Annotated in this window: 13 protein-coding genes and 1 tRNA gene; 12 read left to right on the top strand and 2 right to left on the bottom strand. The window is 38.2% G+C overall.

Annotated elements, in window-relative coordinates; genetic code table 11:
* Positions 1-53: 53 nt before the first annotated feature.
* Positions 54-3,551, bottom strand: a complete 3,498-nt coding sequence (gene metH / locus H3T44_RS05585; protein ID WP_198196501.1) for a methionine synthase — start codon at positions 3,549-3,551, stop codon at positions 54-56.
* A gap of 438 nt (positions 3,552-3,989) precedes the next feature.
* On the opposite strand from metH, the gene H3T44_RS05580 reads away from it, so the two are divergent.
* The 9 genes from H3T44_RS05580 (at position 3,990) to H3T44_RS05540 (ending at position 18,247) form a co-directional block, all read left to right on the top strand.
* Entirely contained in the window at positions 3,990-6,260 is a 2,271-nt protein-coding gene (locus H3T44_RS05580) for a peptidase domain-containing ABC transporter (RefSeq protein ID WP_370552685.1), read from the top strand.
* Between the two features lies 1 nt (position 6,261).
* On the top strand, positions 6,262-7,830 hold the full coding sequence (locus H3T44_RS05575; protein ID WP_198184751.1) for an HlyD family type I secretion periplasmic adaptor subunit: 1,569 nt from the start codon (positions 6,262-6,264) through the stop codon (positions 7,828-7,830).
* Between the two features lie 35 nt (positions 7,831-7,865).
* Positions 7,866-9,722, top strand: coding sequence for a tetratricopeptide repeat protein (locus H3T44_RS05570; protein ID WP_198196499.1), 1,857 nt, complete (start codon positions 7,866-7,868; stop codon positions 9,720-9,722).
* A gap of 35 nt (positions 9,723-9,757) precedes the next feature.
* Positions 9,758-12,844, top strand: a complete 3,087-nt coding sequence (locus H3T44_RS05565; protein ID WP_198196497.1) for a glycosyltransferase — start codon at positions 9,758-9,760, stop codon at positions 12,842-12,844.
* Between the two features lie 116 nt (positions 12,845-12,960).
* Positions 12,961-13,989, top strand: a complete 1,029-nt coding sequence (locus tag H3T44_RS05560; protein ID WP_110438682.1) for a hypothetical protein — start codon at positions 12,961-12,963, stop codon at positions 13,987-13,989.
* A 70-nt stretch (positions 13,990-14,059) separates the two neighbouring features.
* Positions 14,060-15,334 carry a glycosyltransferase gene (locus H3T44_RS09205; protein WP_198196495.1) on the top strand — a complete coding sequence of 425 codons (1,275 nt, stop codon included), beginning with the start codon at positions 14,060-14,062 and terminating at the stop codon, positions 15,332-15,334.
* A 151-nt stretch (positions 15,335-15,485) separates the two neighbouring features.
* Entirely contained in the window at positions 15,486-16,553 is a 1,068-nt protein-coding gene (locus H3T44_RS05550; RefSeq protein ID WP_155567842.1) for an ABC transporter substrate-binding protein, read from the top strand.
* The gene (locus tag H3T44_RS05545) at positions 16,550-17,485 is read left to right on the top strand and encodes an ABC transporter permease (RefSeq protein ID WP_155566520.1); all 936 of its coding nucleotides are present in this window, start codon (positions 16,550-16,552) and stop codon (positions 17,483-17,485) included. Before H3T44_RS05550 ends, H3T44_RS05545 begins: the two co-directional genes overlap by 4 nt.
* 6 nt (positions 17,486-17,491) lie before the next feature.
* Positions 17,492-18,247: an ABC transporter ATP-binding protein gene (locus H3T44_RS05540; protein WP_198196493.1), complete on the top strand. Its 756-nt coding sequence runs from the start codon at positions 17,492-17,494 to the stop codon at positions 18,245-18,247.
* Positions 18,248-18,392: 145 nt separating this feature from the next.
* On the opposite strand, the gene ppa is transcribed toward H3T44_RS05540, so the two are convergent.
* The gene (gene ppa, locus H3T44_RS05535; protein WP_198196492.1) at positions 18,393-18,917 is read right to left on the bottom strand and encodes an inorganic diphosphatase; all 525 of its coding nucleotides are present in this window, start codon (positions 18,915-18,917) and stop codon (positions 18,393-18,395) included.
* Positions 18,918-19,206: 289 nt separating this feature from the next.
* Here ppa and H3T44_RS05530 point away from each other — a divergent pair.
* The 3 genes from H3T44_RS05530 to H3T44_RS05520 all read left to right on the top strand — a co-directional run bounded on the left by H3T44_RS05530 (position 19,207) and on the right by H3T44_RS05520 (position 21,660).
* Positions 19,207-19,280, top strand: a tRNA-Ile gene (locus tag H3T44_RS05530).
* Between the two features lie 107 nt (positions 19,281-19,387).
* Positions 19,388-21,067, top strand: coding sequence for an energy-dependent translational throttle protein EttA (gene ettA / locus H3T44_RS05525; protein WP_198196491.1), 1,680 nt, complete (start codon positions 19,388-19,390; stop codon positions 21,065-21,067).
* Positions 21,068-21,147: 80 nt separating this feature from the next.
* Positions 21,148-21,660, top strand: coding sequence for a GNAT family N-acetyltransferase (locus H3T44_RS05520; RefSeq protein ID WP_198196490.1), 513 nt, complete (start codon positions 21,148-21,150; stop codon positions 21,658-21,660).
* Positions 21,661-21,710: the final 50 nt, after the last annotated feature.

The raw sequence follows: 21,710 nt of genomic DNA, 5'->3' as shown, positions 1-21,710 counted from the left end.
CCTAAATTAAATGTGAATGTTTATTGCGTCAATGAAAATTCATATTTTTATTGTTATACAATAAAATATTTTGCTTTAGGATGAAAAATTACCAAAGCTGACGTTGACTGCTCTGGATGCAATTGCCATTCTTCAGATAGGGAGATTCCAATCTGCTTTGCGTCAAGAAGATTCAATATATATTTTTGATCCTCAAGATTAGGGCAAGCGGGATAGCCAAACGAATATCTGGACCCGCGGTAATTTTGCATCAACAGCTTGTTCATATCAGGATCATCTTCACTACTGAAACCTAGCTCTGCCCTCATTCGTTGATGCGTATATTCAGCCATTGCCTCGGTTATTTCAACAGATAAACCATGCAAATATAAATAATCCTGGTAACGGTTTTCTTCAAACCAGATTCTGGCTGTATCTGAAGCTTTTTGACCTACAGTGACAATTTGCAAGCCAATTACGTCACGAATGGGATCATTATAATCCCGGATATAGTCAGTGATGCAAATGCGTTGATTGCCAGGCTGTCTTGGAAGGGTAAATCGGCACAATTCGGTTTTCCCATCCCTATCGAAGAGGATTAGGTCCTCAGCGCTCGCAGCGGCTTTCCAGTAACCATAAACGGCTTGTGGTTGAAGGATTTTTTTCTGTTCACATTGTTGGATCAATTTGTATAGGATTGGTCGTAAATTTGTTTTCGCATCTTGCAGGAATTCTTCCAGCGTTTTTCCCTGCTTTTTCATTCCCCACTGCAATTGATATAAAGAACGTTCGTTTAGGAAGGGTAAAACAGCTTTTAAACTGATTTCCAACTTTCGCGCACCCCAAAATGGTGGATTGAGGGGAGGTTCGTGAGAAGTCATTTTATTTCTTCGCAAGGATGATTCTTCCATGGAAAGAGGAGCTACAATGGTTTTTTCCTTTTTTTCGGGACGTTTGGGTCTTTTATTTTTGATTTTTTGGGCAGCTAGATAATTATCTAAATCACCATGGGTTAATTGTTCCATAAGTGTCAAACCATCAAAGGCATCCCTGGCATAGGCAACCATCCCGTTATTTTTTTTATAGATTTTCGCACAATCTTCTTCAACGTAGGCACGTGTTAAAGCTGCTCCTCCGAGTAGGACAGGTATGCTGAGGCCTTGTTGCGCCATTTCTTCAAGGTTTTCTTTCATGATAACAGTTGATTTGACCAATAATCCAGACATGCCGATCGCGTCAGCATTATGTTCCTTTGCTGCCTTAATCATGTCTGCTACAGGTACTTTAATGCCTAGATTGACAACCTTGAAACCGTTGTTGCTTAAAATGATATCGACAAGATTTTTGCCAATATCATGTACATCCCCTTTAACTGTCGCCAAGATCATCGTACCTTTGGTTTCATTATTTTTCTTTTCCATAAAAGGTTCAAGAAAGGATACGGCTGCCTTCATCGTTTCGGCAGATTGCAGGACAAAAGGAAGCTGCATTTTCCCGGATCCAAATAATTCCCCTACCGTTTTCATACCATTAAGTAAAAGGGAATTGATTATTTCAAGGGGGGCATAGGTTTCCATCGCCTTTTTTAAATCATCCTCCAAACCTTTGCGATTTCCATCTACAATTCGGTTATGCAATTGTTCTTCAATGGTGGTAGCGATAGCGCGAGTTGCCACTTGTGTGGCTTTACGATCAGCAAAAATTTCTAAAACTTTTTTGAGCGGGTCATAATCATCAGTTCTTCGATCAAAAATCAAATCTTCAATGACTTTAACTTCATCTTTGTCCAAAAGGTGCATGGGCCGTATTTTAGAAACATGAACAATGGCAGCTGTCATTCCCATTTTCTGGGCATGATAAAGAAAAACAGAATTCAAAACTGCTCTGGCGGCTGGATTAAGTCCGAATGATATATTGGATAATCCGAGCACAATTTGAATGTCAGGGAATTCATCGTGGATGGCTTTGATCCCTTGTAAGGTCCATAAACCCAGTTTACGGTCATCTTCTACTCCGGTGGCAATAGTAAAGGTAAGAGGGTCAATCATCAAATCGGAGTGAGGCAGGCCATATTTGTTACAGGCAAAATCAACTAATCGACGGGTGATTCGTAATTTGTCTTCAGGTGTTCGTGCCATTCCTTGTTCATCAATGGTTAATGCAACAACAGCGGCACCAAATTTACGGGCCAGTTTTAAACGATGGGCCGCTATTTCTTCACCATCCTCAAAATTGATTGAATTAATGATGGGTTTTCCACCATGAAGTTTAAGACAAGTTTCAATCACTTCCGTACTAGTAGAATCTATAACGAGAGGAACATTGATAGATGACGTGAGGCGAGGAATAATTTCCTTCATATCCTTTTTCTCATCATGACCTACAAAAGCCATACAAACATCCAGGGCGTTTGATCCTTCTTTCAGTTGTTCACGACCGATTGTAACGCATCCATCCCAATCTTGTTGATCCTGTAAATCACGCCATTTCTTAGAGCCATTGGCATTACAGCGTTCCCCAATCGAAAACAGACTATTTTCCTGTCTTAAAGGTGTGGGGGTAAAAAGACTTGAAACCGAGGGAATCCATATTGAACTTCTGGGTATACAGGCTGGTCGGTCTGTGAAGCATCCCCCCATAGCCGCTTCGTTTTTGAGCATCTGATCAAATGCAGCAATATGATTAGGATTAGTTCCACAGCAACCACCGATCATATTTATTTTCTGTTCTTTTATATAACGGGACATCCAAACGGCCATTTCTTCTGGAGAAAGTGGATAGTGCGTTTTACCGTTGACGAGTTCTGGCAATCCTGCGTTAGGTTGCATTGAAATTAAATGCGGCCAGTATTGAGATAGCCATTTGATACCCTCGGCCATTTCCCGAGGACCTGTTCCGCAATTCATTCCCATCATTTGAACATCCAACGCTTCAATGACGGTCGCTGCGGCAGCGATATCACTTCCAACAAGAAGGGTGCCTGTTGTCTCAATGGTTACTTGTACAAAGATTGGTAAAAAAATATCAGCTTCTTTTAATGCTATCTTGGTTGCGTTTACAGCAGCCTTGATTTGAAGTGGATCTTGGCATGTTTCAATTAAAAAAGCGTGAACACCTCCTTCAATCAAACCTCTACATTGCTCTGTAATAGCGTCTTCAAGTGAATCATAATCAATATTTCCCAAGGAGGGTAGTCTAGTCCCGGGTCCGATTGATCCAAGAATATATCTATTTTTTTTATCAGCAAATGAATTTGCGGCTTCATTGGCAATTTCAGCGGCACGTTTGTTGATTTCTCTTGTTTGGTCCTGAAGGTCAAATTCGGATAGGGTGATGGAAGATCCTCCGAAAGAATTTGTTTCCACCATATCTGCACCTGCTGCAAAATAGCGTTTATGAATATCCCTAATCAAATCGGGCCTAGATAAATTAAGGATTTCTGTACAGTTTTCCTTTCCCCAAAAATCTTTGTTAATATCGAGGTCAAGTGCTTGAATGATGGATCCCATTCCTCCATCACATAAAAGAATCTGTTCATGAAGTTGATTCAAAAGCTGACTTTGTTTGGACATAGAAAACCTTGATGTTAGCATTTTTTATTTATTAAAATCAGGATACTCAATTGAAATATCTACCATAATTTTAATAAAATGAAATTTATTAAATAAATAAAAAAAAGAATAAGAGATCCATTTCGCATTTTAATTATTTGAATTAATTTTGATACTCCAAGTCCGGTTTGAAGATATGTGAAAAGAATGATAGGGTAAAACTCATTATAGTATTTATTGCATATTCAGCATGAAAAGAATTGAATTATTAAAATGATAATGATATTTTGGCAGAAAAATTGCAAAGCATTAATTGATATAGTTAATTAAGGAAATGATTTTATTGTTTATTTTAATGGTCAAATGAATTTATGATAATGAAGACTGCATATTAAAAAAAGCTGTTCTTATTAAAAATTTGTAAAATATTTTGTTAATTTAATTGATAAAGGATGATCGGTGGATCAACCAGATAAGGGCTCCATACAGTCAGGAGCAGGGCAAAGCAATAATCAAGGGAAAACGCAGAAGCTTTCCCCAATGATGATTCGTTTACGGGCAACAATGGCAGCTGCAAAATATCATGGGGTTGATCTTGATATACGTGATTTTGCAGCTGAGCCTGGTGAAGACTCTCCATCCCCGGCAACCTTGGCACGCTGGTTGAATAGTCAGGGGCTGATTGCTAAAGGGATGCGTTTGAAATGGCGATATTTGATACGCTTGTACAATTCACCTCCCATAGTACTAATGTTTAAGGATGGTTCCGCAGGATTGATGGTGGGTGTCAATCCTGAAAAAAGGATTGTTTTTTTAAGAGATCCGTTGAAGGGAGAGGGTGAACCTCCTATTCCTGTTGAAGAAGTCCGTTTAAGGCAGGCATGGACAGGTGATATTCTTCTTGTAAAGCAAAATAAAAACCTGTCTGAAAGTGAAGATAAGCTCGATTTTAAATGGCTTTTCAAAATGGTATTGCGTGAACGTGCCTCCTTGCGTGATATTTCAATAAGTTCGATGATAATCAGCGTTTTGCAAATTTTTCCTGCTTTTATAGTGATGCAGGTTGTAAATCGGGTGGTTGCTTTTCAATCAATGGCGACACTGGTATCGATTAGTGGATTGTTGATTGTCTTAAGTTTTTATGAAATTTTAATTAGTTATGCCAGACGAGAGATTACCAACGTTATGGCAACACGTTTGGATGCTCGTATTTCAATTCATACCTATAATCGTTTGCTTTCTTTACCGTTGGAATTTTTTGAACGACAACAGACTGGTCGTTTGATCGGAAAGGTTTCTCAGATATATCAGGTGCGAGATTTTATCACGGGCCGATTAATGACAACTTTTCTGGATTTGTTTACATTAGTTGTTATTTTACCATTCTTATTTTACATTAGTGTTATTTTAGCATGGCTGACCGTTGTTGCAGCAGGTTTAATAGGTTTAATTGTGGTTATTTTTATTAAACCCTTAACATATTATTATAGTAACCGTATTGAAGCGGAAATGACACGTGGATCAGCAATGTATGAAACCGTTGCGGGTATACGAACTGTTAAAACTTTAGCTTTGGAACCTTCACGTCGTCGTGAATGGGATAATATCGTTGCTGAGGTTTGTAAATGGCGGTTATCAACAACGCGTATGCAAAATTGGCCTGAAACATTGGTTATGCCGTTGGATTTTTTTATCAATCGAGGGATTATTCTTATTGGTGCCTTTATTTGTATAACCAATCCAACAGCGGGAGTTGATGCTGGTGCAATTGTTGCTTTTATGATGCTGGGAGGTCGTGTCGCGGCTCCTCTCGTTGGGTTGGCTAAATTAATGACCGTAATAACAGAAGTAGAAACCTCATTATTTCAAGCGGGGGAAATATTAAATAATCCAACGGAAACAAAAGCGTTGACTACAGGATTAAGACCAAAGATTATTGGTGCGCTATCCTTTGAAAATATTAATTTTACATATCCTGGGGGAAGTAGTCGGGCGTTAAAGGATTTAAATTTTTCAATTCCAGCAGGTACGATGTTGGGTTTGGTAGGACGAAGTGGATCCGGTAAATCCACTATAACGCGTCTTTTACAAGGCGTTAGCCGAAATTATGAAGGTTTTCTAAGGCTGGATGGTGTAGATTTGCGTGAAATCAATCTTACCCATTTAAGACGCTCTTTTGGTGTTGTTTTACAGGACAACTTTTTGTTTCGTGGAACAATTAGGGATAATATTACCGCTGGACGTCCCGGATTGACGATGGAAAAGGTTATCTGGGCAGCACGAATGGCTGGCGCTGAAGAATTTATCGAACGTATGCCCGCAGGATATGACACTTTTATCGAAGAGGGTTCAACGAATATTTCAGGAGGACAAAGGCAACGTCTTGCAATTGCAAGAGCTGTTATTCTAGACCCAAAACTAATGATTCTAGATGAGGCAACATCCGCTCTTGATCCTGAAAGTGAAGCGTTGGTTAATGCCAATTTGGAGCGAATTGCCAAGGGAAGAACGATGGTTATTGTTTCACATCGATTATCATCATTAGTTAATTGTGATCAAATACTGGTTATGGATCAGGGTGAAATGCAGGCAATTGGAACACATGAACAATTATTAGAAACCTGCGAAATTTATCGTACTTTATGGTTGCAGCAAAATCGACATGTTGATGAGAGAAAGCATTCAAAAAAGAATGAAGCCCAGAAACCTGTAATTACGGAAGGAACATAAAATGGTGGATGATAACCATAAAAATCAGTTGCCAGGAAATGTGAATTCTGAAAATAACAATGAAAAGTCTAATATTTCTAATGAATTGACAGATACTACTGAAAAAAAAATAAAAAAAACTTCAGAAAAAAAAGATGTTTCATCGACTGATGAACAGACAAGCATACCAGAAGGATATTTGCCTGCAGCAGATAACGAGACAGAATCTCAAGCTGATATGCCGATAGCTTTACTAGAGTTTACTTCACCTACTGCAGCTATTATCAATATGCCGCCAACGGCTTCTGCCCAGTATATTACTTGGGTTATTGGAGCTTTGGCGCTTTTTTCCATTATCGCGTTATGTGTGTTTCCACTTGACAAAGTGGTTTCAGCTCAAGGTCGACTGGTTTCAGTGGATCCACCTTTGTTAATCCAACCAATGGAAGAGAGTATTATTAAATCAATTGATGTTAAAGAGGGGGATTTTGTAACGAAAGGACAGGTTTTGGCTCATTTGGATCCGACAATTCAACAGGCTGATATTGATAATCAACGTTTACAAGTTGAAAGTGGACAGGCTGAATTTGACCGTTTGCAGGCCGAAGCTGCTAATAAAAACTATACAGTGGACCCATCTAATCCTTATTCGGTAGAACAGGGGAATAGTTTTATAAAAAGAAAACTTGAGTATGATGCGAAAGTTGATGGTTTCAACCAGAAAATCAACGAACAATCGTTTCAACTTAAAAACTTTCTCGCAACTACTGCTGTATTGAAAGGGAGATTGCAAGTTGCATCTGATATTCATTTGATGCGGAAAAAATTGCAGGAACAACAAGTGGGAAGTCGCTTATCAACTTTGGGTTCGCAAGATACTTTAATGGATGTTGAGGATAAATTAATAACAGCACAACAATCAGCGAATGCCACGCAAAAGAAAATAGCATCTTTATTAGCTGATAAACAGGCCTACATTGAAAGTTGGAAGGGTGAAGTTTATAAAAATCTAACTTTAATTCAAAGACAATTGGCAAAAGATAAGGGAGAGTATGAAAAGGCAAAACTTCGTCGTAAAAAAGTTTTGATGAGGGCCGAACAGGATGCAATCGTACTATCAATTTCAAAAGGTTCTGTTGGTTCTATACTAAATTCTGGAATGCCGTTTATGACTCTAGTACCTGTTGGTACAGGTTTGGAGGTTGAAGCTGCTGTACAAGATGCGGATGTTGGATATATGAAGTTGGGTGATAAAGCGATTATAAAATTTGATACTTTTCCCTATACACAATATGGTGGAGCGGAAGCAGTTGTAACAAATGTTAGTGCCGATGTCTTTCAGCCTGGTGATACAGGTCAGGATATGAGTAATCGTCGGGGTGCAGCACCTTTACAATTTCGAGAAAAACCTTTTTATCGTGTAAGATTGAAAATCAATAAATACACTTTGCACAGTATACCGAATTTTTTTCATCCAACCCCTGGACTTACTGTTACAGCTGATGTTCATGTTGGTAAAAGAACAGCGGCTCAGTATTTAATGAATGGTATTGTACCTAAGTTAACAGAAGGAATGCGTGATCCACAGTAATGTAAAACATAAGGTGAAATTGAATTGGGAAATTTATGATGCGTGTTTTTTTTAATCCCTTGAATAAAGTCAGAAAAAAGAAAATTCAAAAACTTTTGAATAAAGGGAAAAAACATTATGAAAGAAAAGAATATGTTTCAGCATATAATTGTTTTTCACAGGGCGCATCTTTAAAATCCCCTGAAGCTCAATATTACCTGGCTTTATGTTATTTAAATGGACATGGAGTTGCTTTTAGCCTGCAAGAAGCGTCTTTATGGTTTGAAAGCGCAGCATCAGCTGGCTATAATGACGCTGAATATATGCTTGCATTATTATATATGCGTGGACTTCCCGAACTTAATGCAGTAACGGGACATGATATATTTACCCTAAAACAGGCTAAAGTTTCCGATGACTTAAAAACCGATTATGAAAAAGCTCGTTATTGGGCTCAAAAAGTAGCTGAAAATGGGTCTGCTGATGGTCAGGCCCTCTATGCTTACCTCTTATCAGAAATCACATCTGAACAAAATCAATTTGATGAAATAATAAAATGGTATGATAAGTCAATTTCCCAAGGTTCACCGCAAGGTTATATGGGGAAAGGATTATTTTTATTAAAAATTAGCAAAACCCAGGATGATTTTTCCAAAGCGGCTGCATTATTGCAAGTTGCAGCTGAAAATGGACTTGGTACGGCGATTTATACCTTGGCTATTATGTATGAAACTGGAAAGGGGGTTGAAATTAATCATGAATATGCTGTTCAGTTGTATAAACAGGCTGCGGAATTGGGTATCCGACAGGCGCAAGCATTATATGGCATTGCCTTACGAAAAGGAAATGGGGTTGAGCGGAATTTCATTGAAGCTGAAACTTGGTTAAGACGTGCTGCCGTAGGTGGGGATGTAGAGGCTGCTTCGGTATTGGCCGATATGCTGGCATCAGGTAATAAGGATATACCACCTAATTATACTGAGGCTATAAAATGGTATCAGTTTGCGTTTTTAGAAAAACAGCATGTTGGTGCCGCTTTTGCCTTGGGTTATTTATATTTTAATGGTTTAGGAGTTGTTAAGGCTGTAGATAAGGCAATTGATCTTTATAAATTTGCTGCTGATAAAGGATATTTGCCAGCGTTAGATATTCTTGCCGAAATCGCTCTTACAAATTCTCAATATATTTCTGTAGAAGAAGTCGTCGATAATTATTTGCGTCCCCAAGCGGAAAAAGGCAACAAGAAAATTATGTTAAAATTAGCGATGGCATTGACAAACAATAAAAATTCTGAAGTTGATTTAAACAAAGAAAAAGAAGCAAAAAAGTGGTTGCAAATCTGTTGTGATGAAGATGCAGAAGCTCAATATTGGTATGGGCGCATGTTGTTGCAGGGAATTGCTGGGGAAAAAAATCTTAAAGAAGCTTGTAAATGGATCAAGTCTTCAGCGGAGCATGGGATAGTCAAAGCGCAATTATTATGGGCTTCCCTTTTGTCGGAAGGGAAAACGGAAGGTGGAAAAATTCATATTCAGAAAGCTTTAGAATTTTTTAAAAAGGCTGCTGAAAAAGGTGATGCATCGGGAATGTTTTCATTGGGTGCAATTTATGGGGGTGGAAATCATTTAAGAGAAAATAGGCAGGAAGCTCAAAAATGGTTTGAAAAAGCTGCTGAATTGGGTCATTCAAAAGCTCAGCTGATGTTGGGACGTTATTTATATGACGGTTTAGCGGGAAATAAAGATATAGCTAAAGCGCGTTATTGGTTTGAAAAAGCAAAAGATAATGGGGAAAAAGAAGCAGGGTTGGTATTGAATGCACTAGATGAGGAAATAAATCAGCAAGATTTGAAACCTGTTAAAAATAAACAAGTGGAAGTGGCTCCTGGTTTGTTTATATTTCAAGACACATAGCTAATTTATATTTAATTGCTTAATTGTGAGGCGTTGTGTCAGGAAAAAATAAAGCACAATTAGTGGTTTACGCTAGAAAAAAAGCAGAAGGGCTCGAAAAACTAAGAAAGAATGCACAGATTGCATATTCAAAAGCCCAAGAAGCTAAGCAAAATGGACAAATTGAGATTGCACTTCAATGGATGTGTAGAGCGCATCATTTAACACGAGGCAATCCGAACATTATCTTTGATTTGGCAGTTTTAAATCTAAAAACTGGTAATTTAGAGGGTGCCCATGATTTATTGCAGCCTTTATTGAAGCAATATGATTTCTATGAAGGCTGGATAGCACAAGCAGTTATTTATTCTTCTCGCAAATCCTCAAAACAATTAATTGAAATTTTGAATTATTTTCTTTCTCATTACAGTCCATCCCCGGAAACATGGTTATTGACTATTAATCTCTTGAAACAGGTTTCAAATATTGTCGGCTGTTGTTGTATCAAGGGCTCATTAAATGAAATATGGATAGATTCATTTAATGATTATCCAGTCAGTATTTATTTGGATAATCAATTATTTATTAAAACAAATCAGCCAAAAATTATCCTGCCTTCAGGCTGGCAGAAAAAATATAAAAAATTACGTATTGAACAAGATGGTGTTCCTTTTGTAGGCAGTCCTGTTGATTTGGAGTCAATTAATCTAACAATTGGGTTTGTAGAAGTTAAGAATGAAACATTAATCGGGTGGGTTTGGTGTCCAGCCGAGCCCAGTCGAATACCTTTGATCACTATAAAAGATTATAAGGGAAAGATTTATCATCAATTTCAACCCAAGGATGATATTGAGGTTGTTACTCTTGAAACACCTTTATTACAGGCAAAATCTTTTAGAATTCCCATCCATGATTTTTCTGCCGGAATGTATTCTGTTCAAGATGAGTTTTTGCGTCATTTAATTGGTAGTCCTTTGGATCCTAGCTTGGAATTCAGGGCAAAAACTTTTTTAATCCATATGCAAACCCCTGCATATCATAAGAAAAATATTAAAATTTCAAATGTAGCTCATTTTTTTCCTGTTCAAGCAGTTTATAAAGGATATGACCCAGTAATAGATAAAAAATCATCAGAGGGCATAGTTATTGTCATACCTGTTTATAAGGGAAAACAGATAACATTGGATGCATTTCAGAGCGTATTGAATAGTGTACCGGAAAATGTAAAGATTCAATTGGTTAATGATGCTTCTCCTGATAAGGAACTGGTTGTTTCATTAAAGAAATTCATAGATGACCAGCAAGTTTTTTGCATTAATCATAAGGTAAATAAGGGTTTTCCCACTGCTGTTAACAGTGGTATGAAGGCTTGGCCTGGATACGATATTATCTTGTTAAATAGTGATACCTTTGTAGGAGGGAAATGGACCGAAACGCTTTGTCGGGCCGCTTATCAGGAAGAAAATATTGGAACGGTAACTCCTTTTTCAAATGATGCGGGTATTTATTCTTATCCTTATCACGATAAGAAGAATTTGATGCCTGATAATCAAACAATTTTTCATTTTTCAAAAATATTTAAAAAAATAAACGAGCATCAATTAATAGAGATACCTACGGCACATGGTTTTTGCATGTTTATCCGACATGACTGTCTGGCGCAAACAGGATTGTTTCGTGAGGATTTATTTGCCCAGGGATATGGTGAGGAAAATGATTTTTGCATGCGTGCACGGCATTTGGGTTGGAAACATGTTTTGGCAGCTGATTGTTTTATAGGACATAAAGGGGGTGTTTCATTTGCATATGCAAAAAAACTATTAGGGAAAAGAAATACGGAAATTCTCAATCGGCTTTATCCAGGATATGATGAAATGGTACAGGATTTCATACGTGATGATCCGTTATTGCCATTCCGTCGAAATATTGATCTATATAGAATTCAAATCCTGCTTGATGCTCAAAAGAAACGTCATGAGAAGTATCAATTTGTTTTACTGGTCACGCATCAATTTGGTGGAGGAGTGGAAAGGGCGGTTCAAGAAAGAACAGATATTTTACGTTCCCAAGGTTTTATTCCAGTATTGATCAGACCGACAATATTGGGGGATGGCTGTCAGATTGAAATTCAATTCAAATCAAAAAGAAATTTGGAAAAAGAAATAAACCTGATTTTTCCCAATCTAATTTTTTATTTTCCTCATGAATTAGAAAAATGTCTAAATTTTCTACAATTTCTTTCTGTAGATTCGTGTGAAATACATCATTTGAAAAAACATCATAAATTGATGACAGATTTATTACTTAAAATAAATAAACCTTATGATGTATATATTCATGACTATCTGATTTTTTGTCCGAGAACCGTTTTGTTAAATGAAACCATGCATTATTGTGGAGATCCGAATGATTTGCAGATTTGTCAAAATTGTGTAAATAGTTTGTGGAAGGAAGAAGAAAGCCCTAATTTCATTGATATGGAAAAATGGTGGCATGATTCATGGAAGGAATTAAAACAGGCAAGGGCTGTTTATGTGCCTTCTAATGATGCATTTAAACGTGTTTCAAAACATTTTCCAGAATTGGGACAGTTGGCGTTAAAATTTCTCGAAGACGATCGTCCTGATCTCACTATGAAACAATTAACATTCTTTTCTCAAAAGCCCTGCCAGTTGAATGGAAAGATCAAAGTTAGAGATAATAGTTCAAACCGTTTCCGTATTTGCTTAATAGGTGCGATTGGAGTGGAAAAAGGGTTTGATGTCATTCTTGCCTTACTTCAAGATGCTGATAAGCGTGATTTGCCGATTGAGTTTGTATTGGTTGGTCGTTCCGTGGATGATGATTTGCTAATGCGTTCCGGTCGCATATTTGTAACAGGAGAATATAAGGAGGAAGAGGCAGTTTCCATGGTGCGGGAACAAGAGGCTGATCTTGCATTTTTCCCGTCAATTTGTCCGGAAACCTGGTGTTATTCACTAAGTATTGCTTGGCGGGCTGGATTGAGGACAATAAGTTACGATATTGGTGCTATTGCTGAAAGAATTAAGCGAACTGGACGAGGAAATGTCATTTCGTTAAATTTATCTATTGCCAAACAGAATGATTTTTTATTAAAAGAATGTAAATATGTTGGTCATTAAATAAAAATTAAAATTTGTTTTGAGAAATTATTAATTTTTTATTAGTTTTAATAAAATATTATTTAGTTATTTTAACTTTGCTATACTTAGCCATCTTTTAAAAAGGAAATATATTAATGTCAAAGTCTGATGATCAATCAAATAATAATCAGTATCAACAACGAATTATTGATTTAAACGTAAATGGTCATTTAATGAGTTTGGACACTGGATTATATTGTATTTATCATGTTGCCAATCAAATTCCGGCTGATGAATTTGGTTTGCCCGGCCTGCGTATTTCTGTTCCTCCCTTCAAACAGAACGCTACAGTTGAGATCAAGACTTTTGAAAATGATGGGTGGCTAGGCGCTGAAAAAAATGCTGTTCTAGTACGTATTTCGGGAGATGCGGGTTTGGTTCTTGTAACAGTTTATCGGAATCCATCAAATAATTATCCCGCACCTCAATTACAGGTTATTCGACTTAATGATGCTTCTGAAAATGATAATTCAAATAATTTGACAAATGGATTGGGCAATCAAAATTCGGGTATTAATGAAAAAATAGCCAGACAGTCAAAGCGTGCGGTCGCTCAACAACAGAATGAAATTGAAAAAGAAGGCAAAATGCGTGTTGTCGCCCATGTTCAACGTCTTGGTGACGTTAGTGTCGAACTTGGAGATTGGATTGGTATTCCAGACAGTAAAACATGGATTGAAGGATTCGGTTTGTCATTAGATGATCGTATACAGCCAGAAGATATTGAATATCAGGCTGTATTGGGAAAAGGGTGGTTTTCTCCCTGGTATAAGGGTAATGAATTTTGTGGAAGTAGAGGAATGTCACTTCCCTTGTGCGGTTTGCGTGTTAGATTGAATGGTGATGCCGCGAAAAAATATACCTTATCCGTGAAAGCAACCTTTATAGATGGAACTAAATTAGGTCCTGTCGATGATGATACCATTCTTTCATCGGAAACCATTGCGCCTCTAGAGGCATTTAGCCTGGATTTGATTGATCATGACAAGGGAAAAAATAGCAAGGAAGTCCCTGAAACTCATGTTAGTTCCAGCAATGTAAAGGGTATAAAACCAAGAACTAATATCAAGGTTAAAAATGCTAAACATAAATCTTCATCTAATCAGAAAAAAACTGAAAGCTGATTTTAACCAATATTGATTACCAAAATTAATTATGTTTAATTAATAATTATTGAATTAGCTCGTTAAAATTGTGAAATATTTATTCATACATCAAAATTTCCCCGGTCAGTATTTACATATAATAAAATATCTTGCGGGAAAGCCTGATAATGAAATTGTTTTTGTCAGTCAAGTGACGAGGCGAACAATTGGGGGAATTCGGAATGTCTTTTACGGTAAAATTGATCCCGTAAATGAATTGCACTCTTCCTTGAACGAATTGCATCAGGCCGTTAAAAGAGGAGAGGAAGTTTACCAAACTCTTAAAAAATTAAAACAGCTAGGTTTTGTCCCTGATATCATTATTGGTCATCAGGGATGGGGGGAAATGTTGAATGTTCAGGATATTTATCCTGATGTTCCAATATTGAAATATTGTGAGTTCTATTATCATTCAGATGGATTGGATGTTAAATTTGATCCGGAATTTTTATCTGATGAACTGCTTCCGTCACGGGTCAGAATCAAGAATACCATTAATTTAATCTCTGCGAATAATCCAGGTTGGGGACAGACCCCTACGTTGTTTCAGTGGAAAACCTATCCTGAATGGGCGCGTGGACAAATTACAGTGTTGAGAGAAGGGGTTGATTTAAAGATTTGCAGTCCTGATGCAGATATATATAATCATACAATGAAATTCGAGGATTTCATCATCCACCCCAAAGATAAATTGGTCACTTATGTTGCCCGTGGATTGGAACCCTATCGAGGGTTTCATATTCTTATGCGCTCCTTACCCAAAATTTTGAAAGAACGTCCAGACGCAAAAATCGTTATAGTTGGTGGGGATCAAGTCAGTTATGGTGCTGCGCTTCCCGGTAAATTGACCTGGAAACATTATTTTCTTCAACAGTTGGGTAATCAACTGGATCCCACTAGAATTTATTTTGCCGGGCTTTTGTCTTATCCCGTTTTTTGCAAACTTTTAAAACGGTCAGATGCGCATGTGTATATGACCTATCCTTTTGTTTTATCGTGGTCTTTACGAGAAGCGATGGCGATGGGTTGTCCGATTATTGCCAGTGATACTGACCCAGTCAAAGAATTTATTGTTCATCAGAAAACTGGAATTCTGACACCTTTTTTTGATAAAGAAAAACTTGCTGATAATGTTTTGGAGGTTCTTGAAAATAATGATCTTTCAAGTAAAATCAGACATTTTTCTCGGGAAGAGGCTGAACGATCTCTTTCAATGGATATTTATTTAAATAATTATAATACATTAATTGATGATCTTATAAATCATCGGACGCCAAATCTAAGTCTGGGTAAATCCCCTGCCATGATTGGAGAGGAGCTGTAGATCATATCCGTAAAAGGGAATTTAAATACGTTAAATTATTGTATATTACAATTTTTTTTAAATTAAGTTATATTAAAATTGTATTTTATTGAAAAATACTGATATATACGTTTTTTGCCAAATTCTCTGATTTATAATAAGGAAAAACCTTATGGATTTTGATCGCATCAGCCGTCGTAAATTTACGCGTTCTTTTCTAATGGCTTCTGGTGCCGCTTTTATCGCCGGTCGTTGTGGAAATCAGGCATTCGCTGAAGAGCAATCTCAAACTGGGGATAGTCATTTTCCTGATTTGGGAACAATGCAAAAACTTCAGGGGGCTGCAAGAAAAATAACACTTGCTTGGAGTGCGGATTCAATATGTACGGTTGCCTTTCCAGTTGCACAAGCCAAGGGTTTTTTTAGTAAATATAATCTGGATGTAAATTTTATTGATTTTGCAGGATCTGTCGACCAAATGCTGGAAACAATGTCGACAGGTAAGGCTGATGGTGCGTCAGGTATGGCCCTGCGTTGGTTGAAACCTTTACAGCAGGGATTTGATGTTAAACTTGTTGCGGGGTTACATTCTGGCTGTTTGCATTTATTGGCTTCTGGTACAAGTTCCATAAAGAATCTGGCAGATCTGAAAGGTAAGACAATCGGTGTTGGTGATATTGGTGGACCAGCAAAAAATTTTTTCAGCATGCGTTTCAGGGAAATCGGTATAGATCCTGAAAAAGACGTAAATTGGCGTCAGTTTCCATCTGACATTCTACCTTTGGCTATAAAACGTCAGGCGGTCCAGGCTGCAGGACTGGATGATCCCTTGGCTTATTTACTTAAGCAGGAACATCATCTTGTCACTATAGATTCCAATATGTCAGGTGAATGGGCAAAAATCGCCTGCTGTGTTGTCGGTTTAAGAGGGTCATTGATAAGAAAAGATCCATTGGTAGGCAAGGCACTCACTCAGGCAATTCTGGAAGCAGGTCAATGGGTGCATCATAATAAGGAAGAGGCGGCTGAAATTTTTAAACCCTATGCGCCCAAGGCAACTGTTGGGCAGTTAACTGAAATTCTTGAATCAGAAGGAACCCATCAACAGGTTATTGGCAGCAATCTCCGGCAAAATGTATCTTTTTATGCACAGCAATTAAAACAAATAGGTGTTTTTCCTCTTTCTCTCGATATAAATGCGTATGCCGATAAAGTTACCGAGGACATTTTTGCTTTATGATTCAAAAAGTAAAAATGGCATATTGGCCGCAATTGGCAGCTTTTATAATGTGGTTTGGGACTGCTTTTCTTACCTATTTTATCAAAAATGCTGATGATTTTCCCAGAACAACTGAATTTACCTGTCTATGTATCATTATAGCAGTTTTTTGTGTAGTAACGCTTCCATTTAATAAAGTTAGATATTATGGACCATGGTTGCTGGCTCTGGCTCTTATTACAGGAGGATGGGAAATTGTACAGGCAAAGTGGTTGTTACTGCCGCGTCCTTTTTTTGGTGCACCACAGGAATTGTTGGATGTATTCATAACAGATTGGTATCGCTTACTGGATTCCCTGTTACATTCCCTAACGTTGCTTTTGGGAGGATATATTTTTGGTTGTCTTATTGGCTTTTTAATCGGAATAGGAATGGGATGGTCTTTACGTTTTGGCTATTGGGCCCATCCTGTATTGAGGTTTTTTGGACCTTTGCCACCTGTAGCTTTTTTACCTTTACTTTTTGCCGTTATACCATCCAGTTGGTTGGCGGGTGAACTGTTAATGGCATTTGCCGCCGCTTTTCCTGTTGCAGTATTGACATGGTCAGGAATTGCAGGGGTCAATCCGGGATATTATGATGTTGCCCGAACGATGGGGGCAAGCTCATCCTTCTTGATTCGTCATGTTGCCATTCCTGCAGCTTTACCTTTTGTTTTTGTAGGGATGTTCATGGCTTTGGGTTCCTGTTTCTATATGCTTGTCGTAGCGGAAATGCTGGGGGTAAAAGCAGGTCTCGGGTTCTATATGCAATGGGCGCAGGGATGGGCTGCCTATCCAAATATGTATGCGGCTTTAATCATCATGGCGGTAATGTGCACAAGCTTCATGACCCTACTTTTTAAAATTAGGAATCGTTTACTGCGTTGGCAAAAAGAAAGTATTAAATGGTAGGAGTGTATGGCAGAAAAACAAAGGATTGACATCACACATTTAAGCCATGGTTATAGTCTGGATAATGATGATTTACCGGTATTGGATGATATTAATCTGACAATTGAACCACAGGAATTTGTTGTCATACTGGGCCCATCAGGATGTGGTAAATCAACATTGTTACGAATGATAGCAGGGCTTGAGCAACCTTTGAATGGATTGATTCAGGCAAATGGACAGGAAATTTCTGAGGCAGATCCATCAAGAGTGGTTGTTTTTCAGGATCCGACCCTATATCCATGGTTGACAGTTTGGGATAATGTAAATTTGGGTTTCAAAATCCGTAAGGAAAAGAACGATCATGCCGTTCAACTGATGCTTGAACTGATCGGGTTGAATAGTTTTAAAAATGCATATCCTCGACAATTATCGGGTGGCATGGCACAAAGGGTGGCGTTGGCCAGAGCCCTGGTTAATGATCCAGGCATTCTTATTTTGGATGAACCACTGGGAAAATTGGACAGCCTGACTCGCATTACAATGCAAAAAGAGTTGGTTCATTTATGGCAACAAAGAAAATTCACAGCAATTATGGTAACCCATGATATTGAGGAGGCATTGTTACTGGCAACGCGCATCATTGTCATGCGACATCGTCCAGCGCATATCATAGGTGAATTTCGACTCAATATGGATTATCCAAGGCATAGAGACACGGAAGAACTGATTAAAATTCGTAAAGATATTTTTCATCTTTTGGGTCATCAATCAGATTGGTAAAAATTAGATCTACCAGCATATTTAAACGTTCAACTTTTATTTAAAGAAATAGGATGAATTATAAAAATCATTATTAATCTTTGATGATTTTTATAATAAACTAGGAGAAATTTTAAGCTCCTAGTTTATCTGATAAGCTATATATTTATTTTTTATATTTTTTAATTGCGGTTTCAATTAATTCACAAGCTTTTGCCTTATTGTCCCAGCCTTGGATTTTAACCCATTTACCCTTTTCCAAATCTTTATAATGGGTAAAGAAATGTTCGATTTCTTGGCGGATAATTTCTGAAAGCTCGGAAACTTCATGAATTTTCGAATATAGAGGATGAATTTTATCGTGTGGAACACAGATCACTTTTTCATCCATGCCTGATTCATCCTCCATTTTTAAAACACCGATTGGACGGGCACGAATAACACAACCTGGAACCACCGCTTCCGGAATCAAAACCAGCATGTCAATAGGGTCACCATCAGCTGCAAGGGTGTTGGGAATAAATCCATAAGCAGCAGGATAAGCCATGGGGGTAAAGACAATACGGTCAACAAAAACAGCACCGCTTTCTTTGTCAACTTCATACTTTACTTTTGAACCCTTGGGAATTTCAATAACAACATTAATATCATTAGGCACGTCTTTGCCCGGTGCAATCTTAGAAAGATCCATAATCATGTTCCATTATTATTTAAAACAGAAATACTAACGAATTGCCGTTGATTTATCAATATATTGAAACGGTTAAATTTCTAGACATGAATGATCAGATAATTATATCTGGACTTGATCCTAACATTTTAGAAAAATTATAAAAATATATCTTAAAACTTTTGATGATATCAGGATTATGGATAAATGAAATTGAATGGAATGGGTAATAATCAAAGTTTTTTCGGATAAACGTAAAGAAAACGCTTGCAAAAATGATTGTTTTACGGCAAATATGAGCTGCGTCAACGCGCCTGTAGCTCAATTGGTTAGAGCCGACCGCTCATAACGGCCTGGTTGCAGGTTCGAGTCCTGCCAGGCGCAGACGCTTTTTATCCAGCCTGAGGGCAATAAAAGATAACGGTGATTGTCTCAGGTTCTTCCCCCTAAATATTTAATACTAGATAGATGATATAAGGAGCTTCTTAACGATGGCTGGGCCTCAATATGTATACGTGATGAAAGATTTGACAAAGGCTTATCCCGGTGGTCGTGAAGTGTTTAAAGGCATAACTTTGTCTTTTCTGCCTGGGGTAAAAATTGGTGTTCTTGGGGTCAATGGTGCGGGTAAATCAACTCTATTACGCATTATGGCAGGCAAGGATAAAGAATTTGGCGGGGAAGCCTGGGCAGCTGATGGAATCAGGGTTGGATATTTAGAACAAGAACCGCAGCTGGATGAAACTAAAACGGTTGGTGAAAATGTTGCCGAAGGTTTTGGCCCTTTAAAAAAGGCTGTTGATCGGTTTAACGAAATTTCAATGAAATTTGCCGAGCCGATGGATGATGACACCATGAATGCCTTGTTGGCAGAACAGGCTGATCTGCAAGAAAAAATTGATGCCGGTAATGGTTGGGAACTTGATCGTCAAATTGAAATTGCCCTTGATGCGTTACGTTGTCCACCAGCTGATGCAAGAGTCGATAAATTATCAGGAGGTGAGCGACGTCGTGTCGCTCTGTGTCGTCTGTTGCTGGAAAAACCAGATATACTTTTATTGGATGAGCCGACAAATCATCTTGATGCGGAAAGTGTGGCATGGTTAGAACAGACATTACGGGATTATGCTGGTACCGTTATTCTGATTACCCATGATCGATACTTCCTGGATAACGTTACGAACTGGATTTTGGAAATTGAGCGTGGCCGTGGTTATCCATTCGAGGGTAATTATTCTTCATGGCTTGAACAAAAGCGCAAACGTCTGGCTCAGGAAGAAAAAGAGGAAAGTGCACGTCAACGGGCCCTGGCGGCAGAACAGCAATGGATCAATTCCTCACCAAAGGCACGTCAGGCGAAAAGCCAGGCCCGTATTGCAAAATATGAGGAAATGCTTTCTCAAAGCCAGGAAAAGGCAACAGGTGTTGCGGATATATATATTGCCCCTGGCCCCCGTTTAGGTAATGTTGTTATTGAAGCGGATAATCTCAGCAAAGGATTTGGTGACCGTTTATTAATTGATAAATTGAACTTCAAATTGCCTCCTGGAGGGATTGTAGGAGTAATCGGTCCAAATGGTGCGGGTAAATCAACCCTGTTCAAAATGATTATAGGTGCTGATAAACCTGATGAAGGTGAGATACGTATTGGTGATACGGTAAAGTTGGGATATGTTGACCAGTCCCGTCATGAATTGGATCCCAATAAAACCGTATGGGAAGAAATTTCCGGTGGGACGGATGTCCTTTATCTGGGTAAGCGGGCAATTCCTTCGAGAGCCTATGTTGGAACATTTAATTTCAAGGGTTCGGATCAGCAGAAAAAGGTTGGTGTTCTATCCGGTGGTGAACGAAACCGTGTTCATCTTGCCAAAATGTTAAAACAGGAAAGCAATGTAATCCTGCTGGATGAACCAACCAATGATCTTGATCTCGACACTTTGCGTGTTCTTGAAGAGGCTTTGGAGGAATTCCCCGGTTGCGCTGTAGTCATCAGCCATGACCGATGGTTTCTGGATCGTCTTGCAACTCATATCCTTGCATTTGAAGGGGATAGCCATGTCGAATGGTTTGAAGGCAATTTTGAAGCGTATGAAGAGGATAAGCGACGGCGTCTGGGTCCTGATGCAACAGAACCTAGTCGTATCAAATATCGTCCAATTTCACGATAATTTCGGTTATTATTGATTTAAATTGAAAAAGCCCATATGATTTTTGTCATGATGGGCTTTTTATGTAAGTTTTGATATCTGTGAACTGGTTGGATTTAAGAACTTCACGTTTGATTTTATCGCCGGTAAATTGGCAGGATATGCCGGATATTTTGGCTTTAAAAACGGATGTTTTGACCTTTAGTAGTATGTTGGGTGGTGTTCGAACTTCATGGCAAGTACAAAAGGAAATGGCTGAGGATATTCTTTATTGGGGATCTCATAGGATTGGCATATATACTGTCCGCAAGCATATTCAAAATAGAACAGGTCAATTTTTGGGAATAACAGGGATACACTTGCGCAATGATAACCGTGGGCATGCATTAAGATTTGCACTATGGGGATGGGCGCAAGGGAAAGGATATGCCCGTGAGGCAGCATTTGCTGTGTTGTTGGCCGCCCATGAGCGTGGGTATCAACGGATAGTGGCGGTTACCAAAGAAAGAAATATAGCCTCTCGTCGTATTCTTGGAAGTATTGGCATGAATGTTGAAGAGCAATTCATGCGTCATGGATACAAGATGCTAACCTATGTCAGTGTATTCTCGTAGAGAGAATGACTGTATAGTCCGACCAAAATTTTAAAAGATACAATGTATAT

Origin of the sequence: Commensalibacter sp. M0355 (genome assembly GCF_016101365.1) — a bacterium.
GTDB classification, from domain to species: Bacteria; Pseudomonadota; Alphaproteobacteria; order Acetobacterales; family Acetobacteraceae; genus Commensalibacter; species Commensalibacter melissae.
The sequence above is the reverse complement of the archived record's forward strand: the minus strand, read 5'-3'. Positions and strand labels throughout refer to the sequence as shown.

Bases quoted from the DNA above. Each gene is read 5' to 3' on its own strand.
- metH (WP_198196501.1), bottom strand. From the start codon at position 3,551: ATGTCCAAACAAAGTCAGCTTTTGAATCAACTTCATGAACAGATTCTT.
- H3T44_RS05575 (WP_198184751.1), top strand. From the start codon at position 6,262: ATGGTGGATGATAACCATAAAAATCAGTTGCCAGGAAATGTGAATTCT.
- H3T44_RS05570 (WP_198196499.1), top strand. From the start codon at position 7,866: ATGATGCGTGTTTTTTTTAATCCCTTGAATAAAGTCAGAAAAAAGAAA.
- H3T44_RS05560 (WP_110438682.1), top strand. From the start codon at position 12,961: ATGTCAAAGTCTGATGATCAATCAAATAATAATCAGTATCAACAACGA.
- H3T44_RS05550 (WP_155567842.1), top strand. From the start codon at position 15,486: ATGGATTTTGATCGCATCAGCCGTCGTAAATTTACGCGTTCTTTTCTA.
- H3T44_RS05545 (WP_155566520.1), top strand. From the start codon at position 16,550: ATGATTCAAAAAGTAAAAATGGCATATTGGCCGCAATTGGCAGCTTTT.
- H3T44_RS05540 (WP_198196493.1), top strand. From the start codon at position 17,492: ATGGCAGAAAAACAAAGGATTGACATCACACATTTAAGCCATGGTTAT.
- ppa (WP_198196492.1), bottom strand. From the start codon at position 18,917: ATGGATCTTTCTAAGATTGCACCGGGCAAAGACGTGCCTAATGATATT.
- ettA (WP_198196491.1), top strand. From the start codon at position 19,388: ATGGCTGGGCCTCAATATGTATACGTGATGAAAGATTTGACAAAGGCT.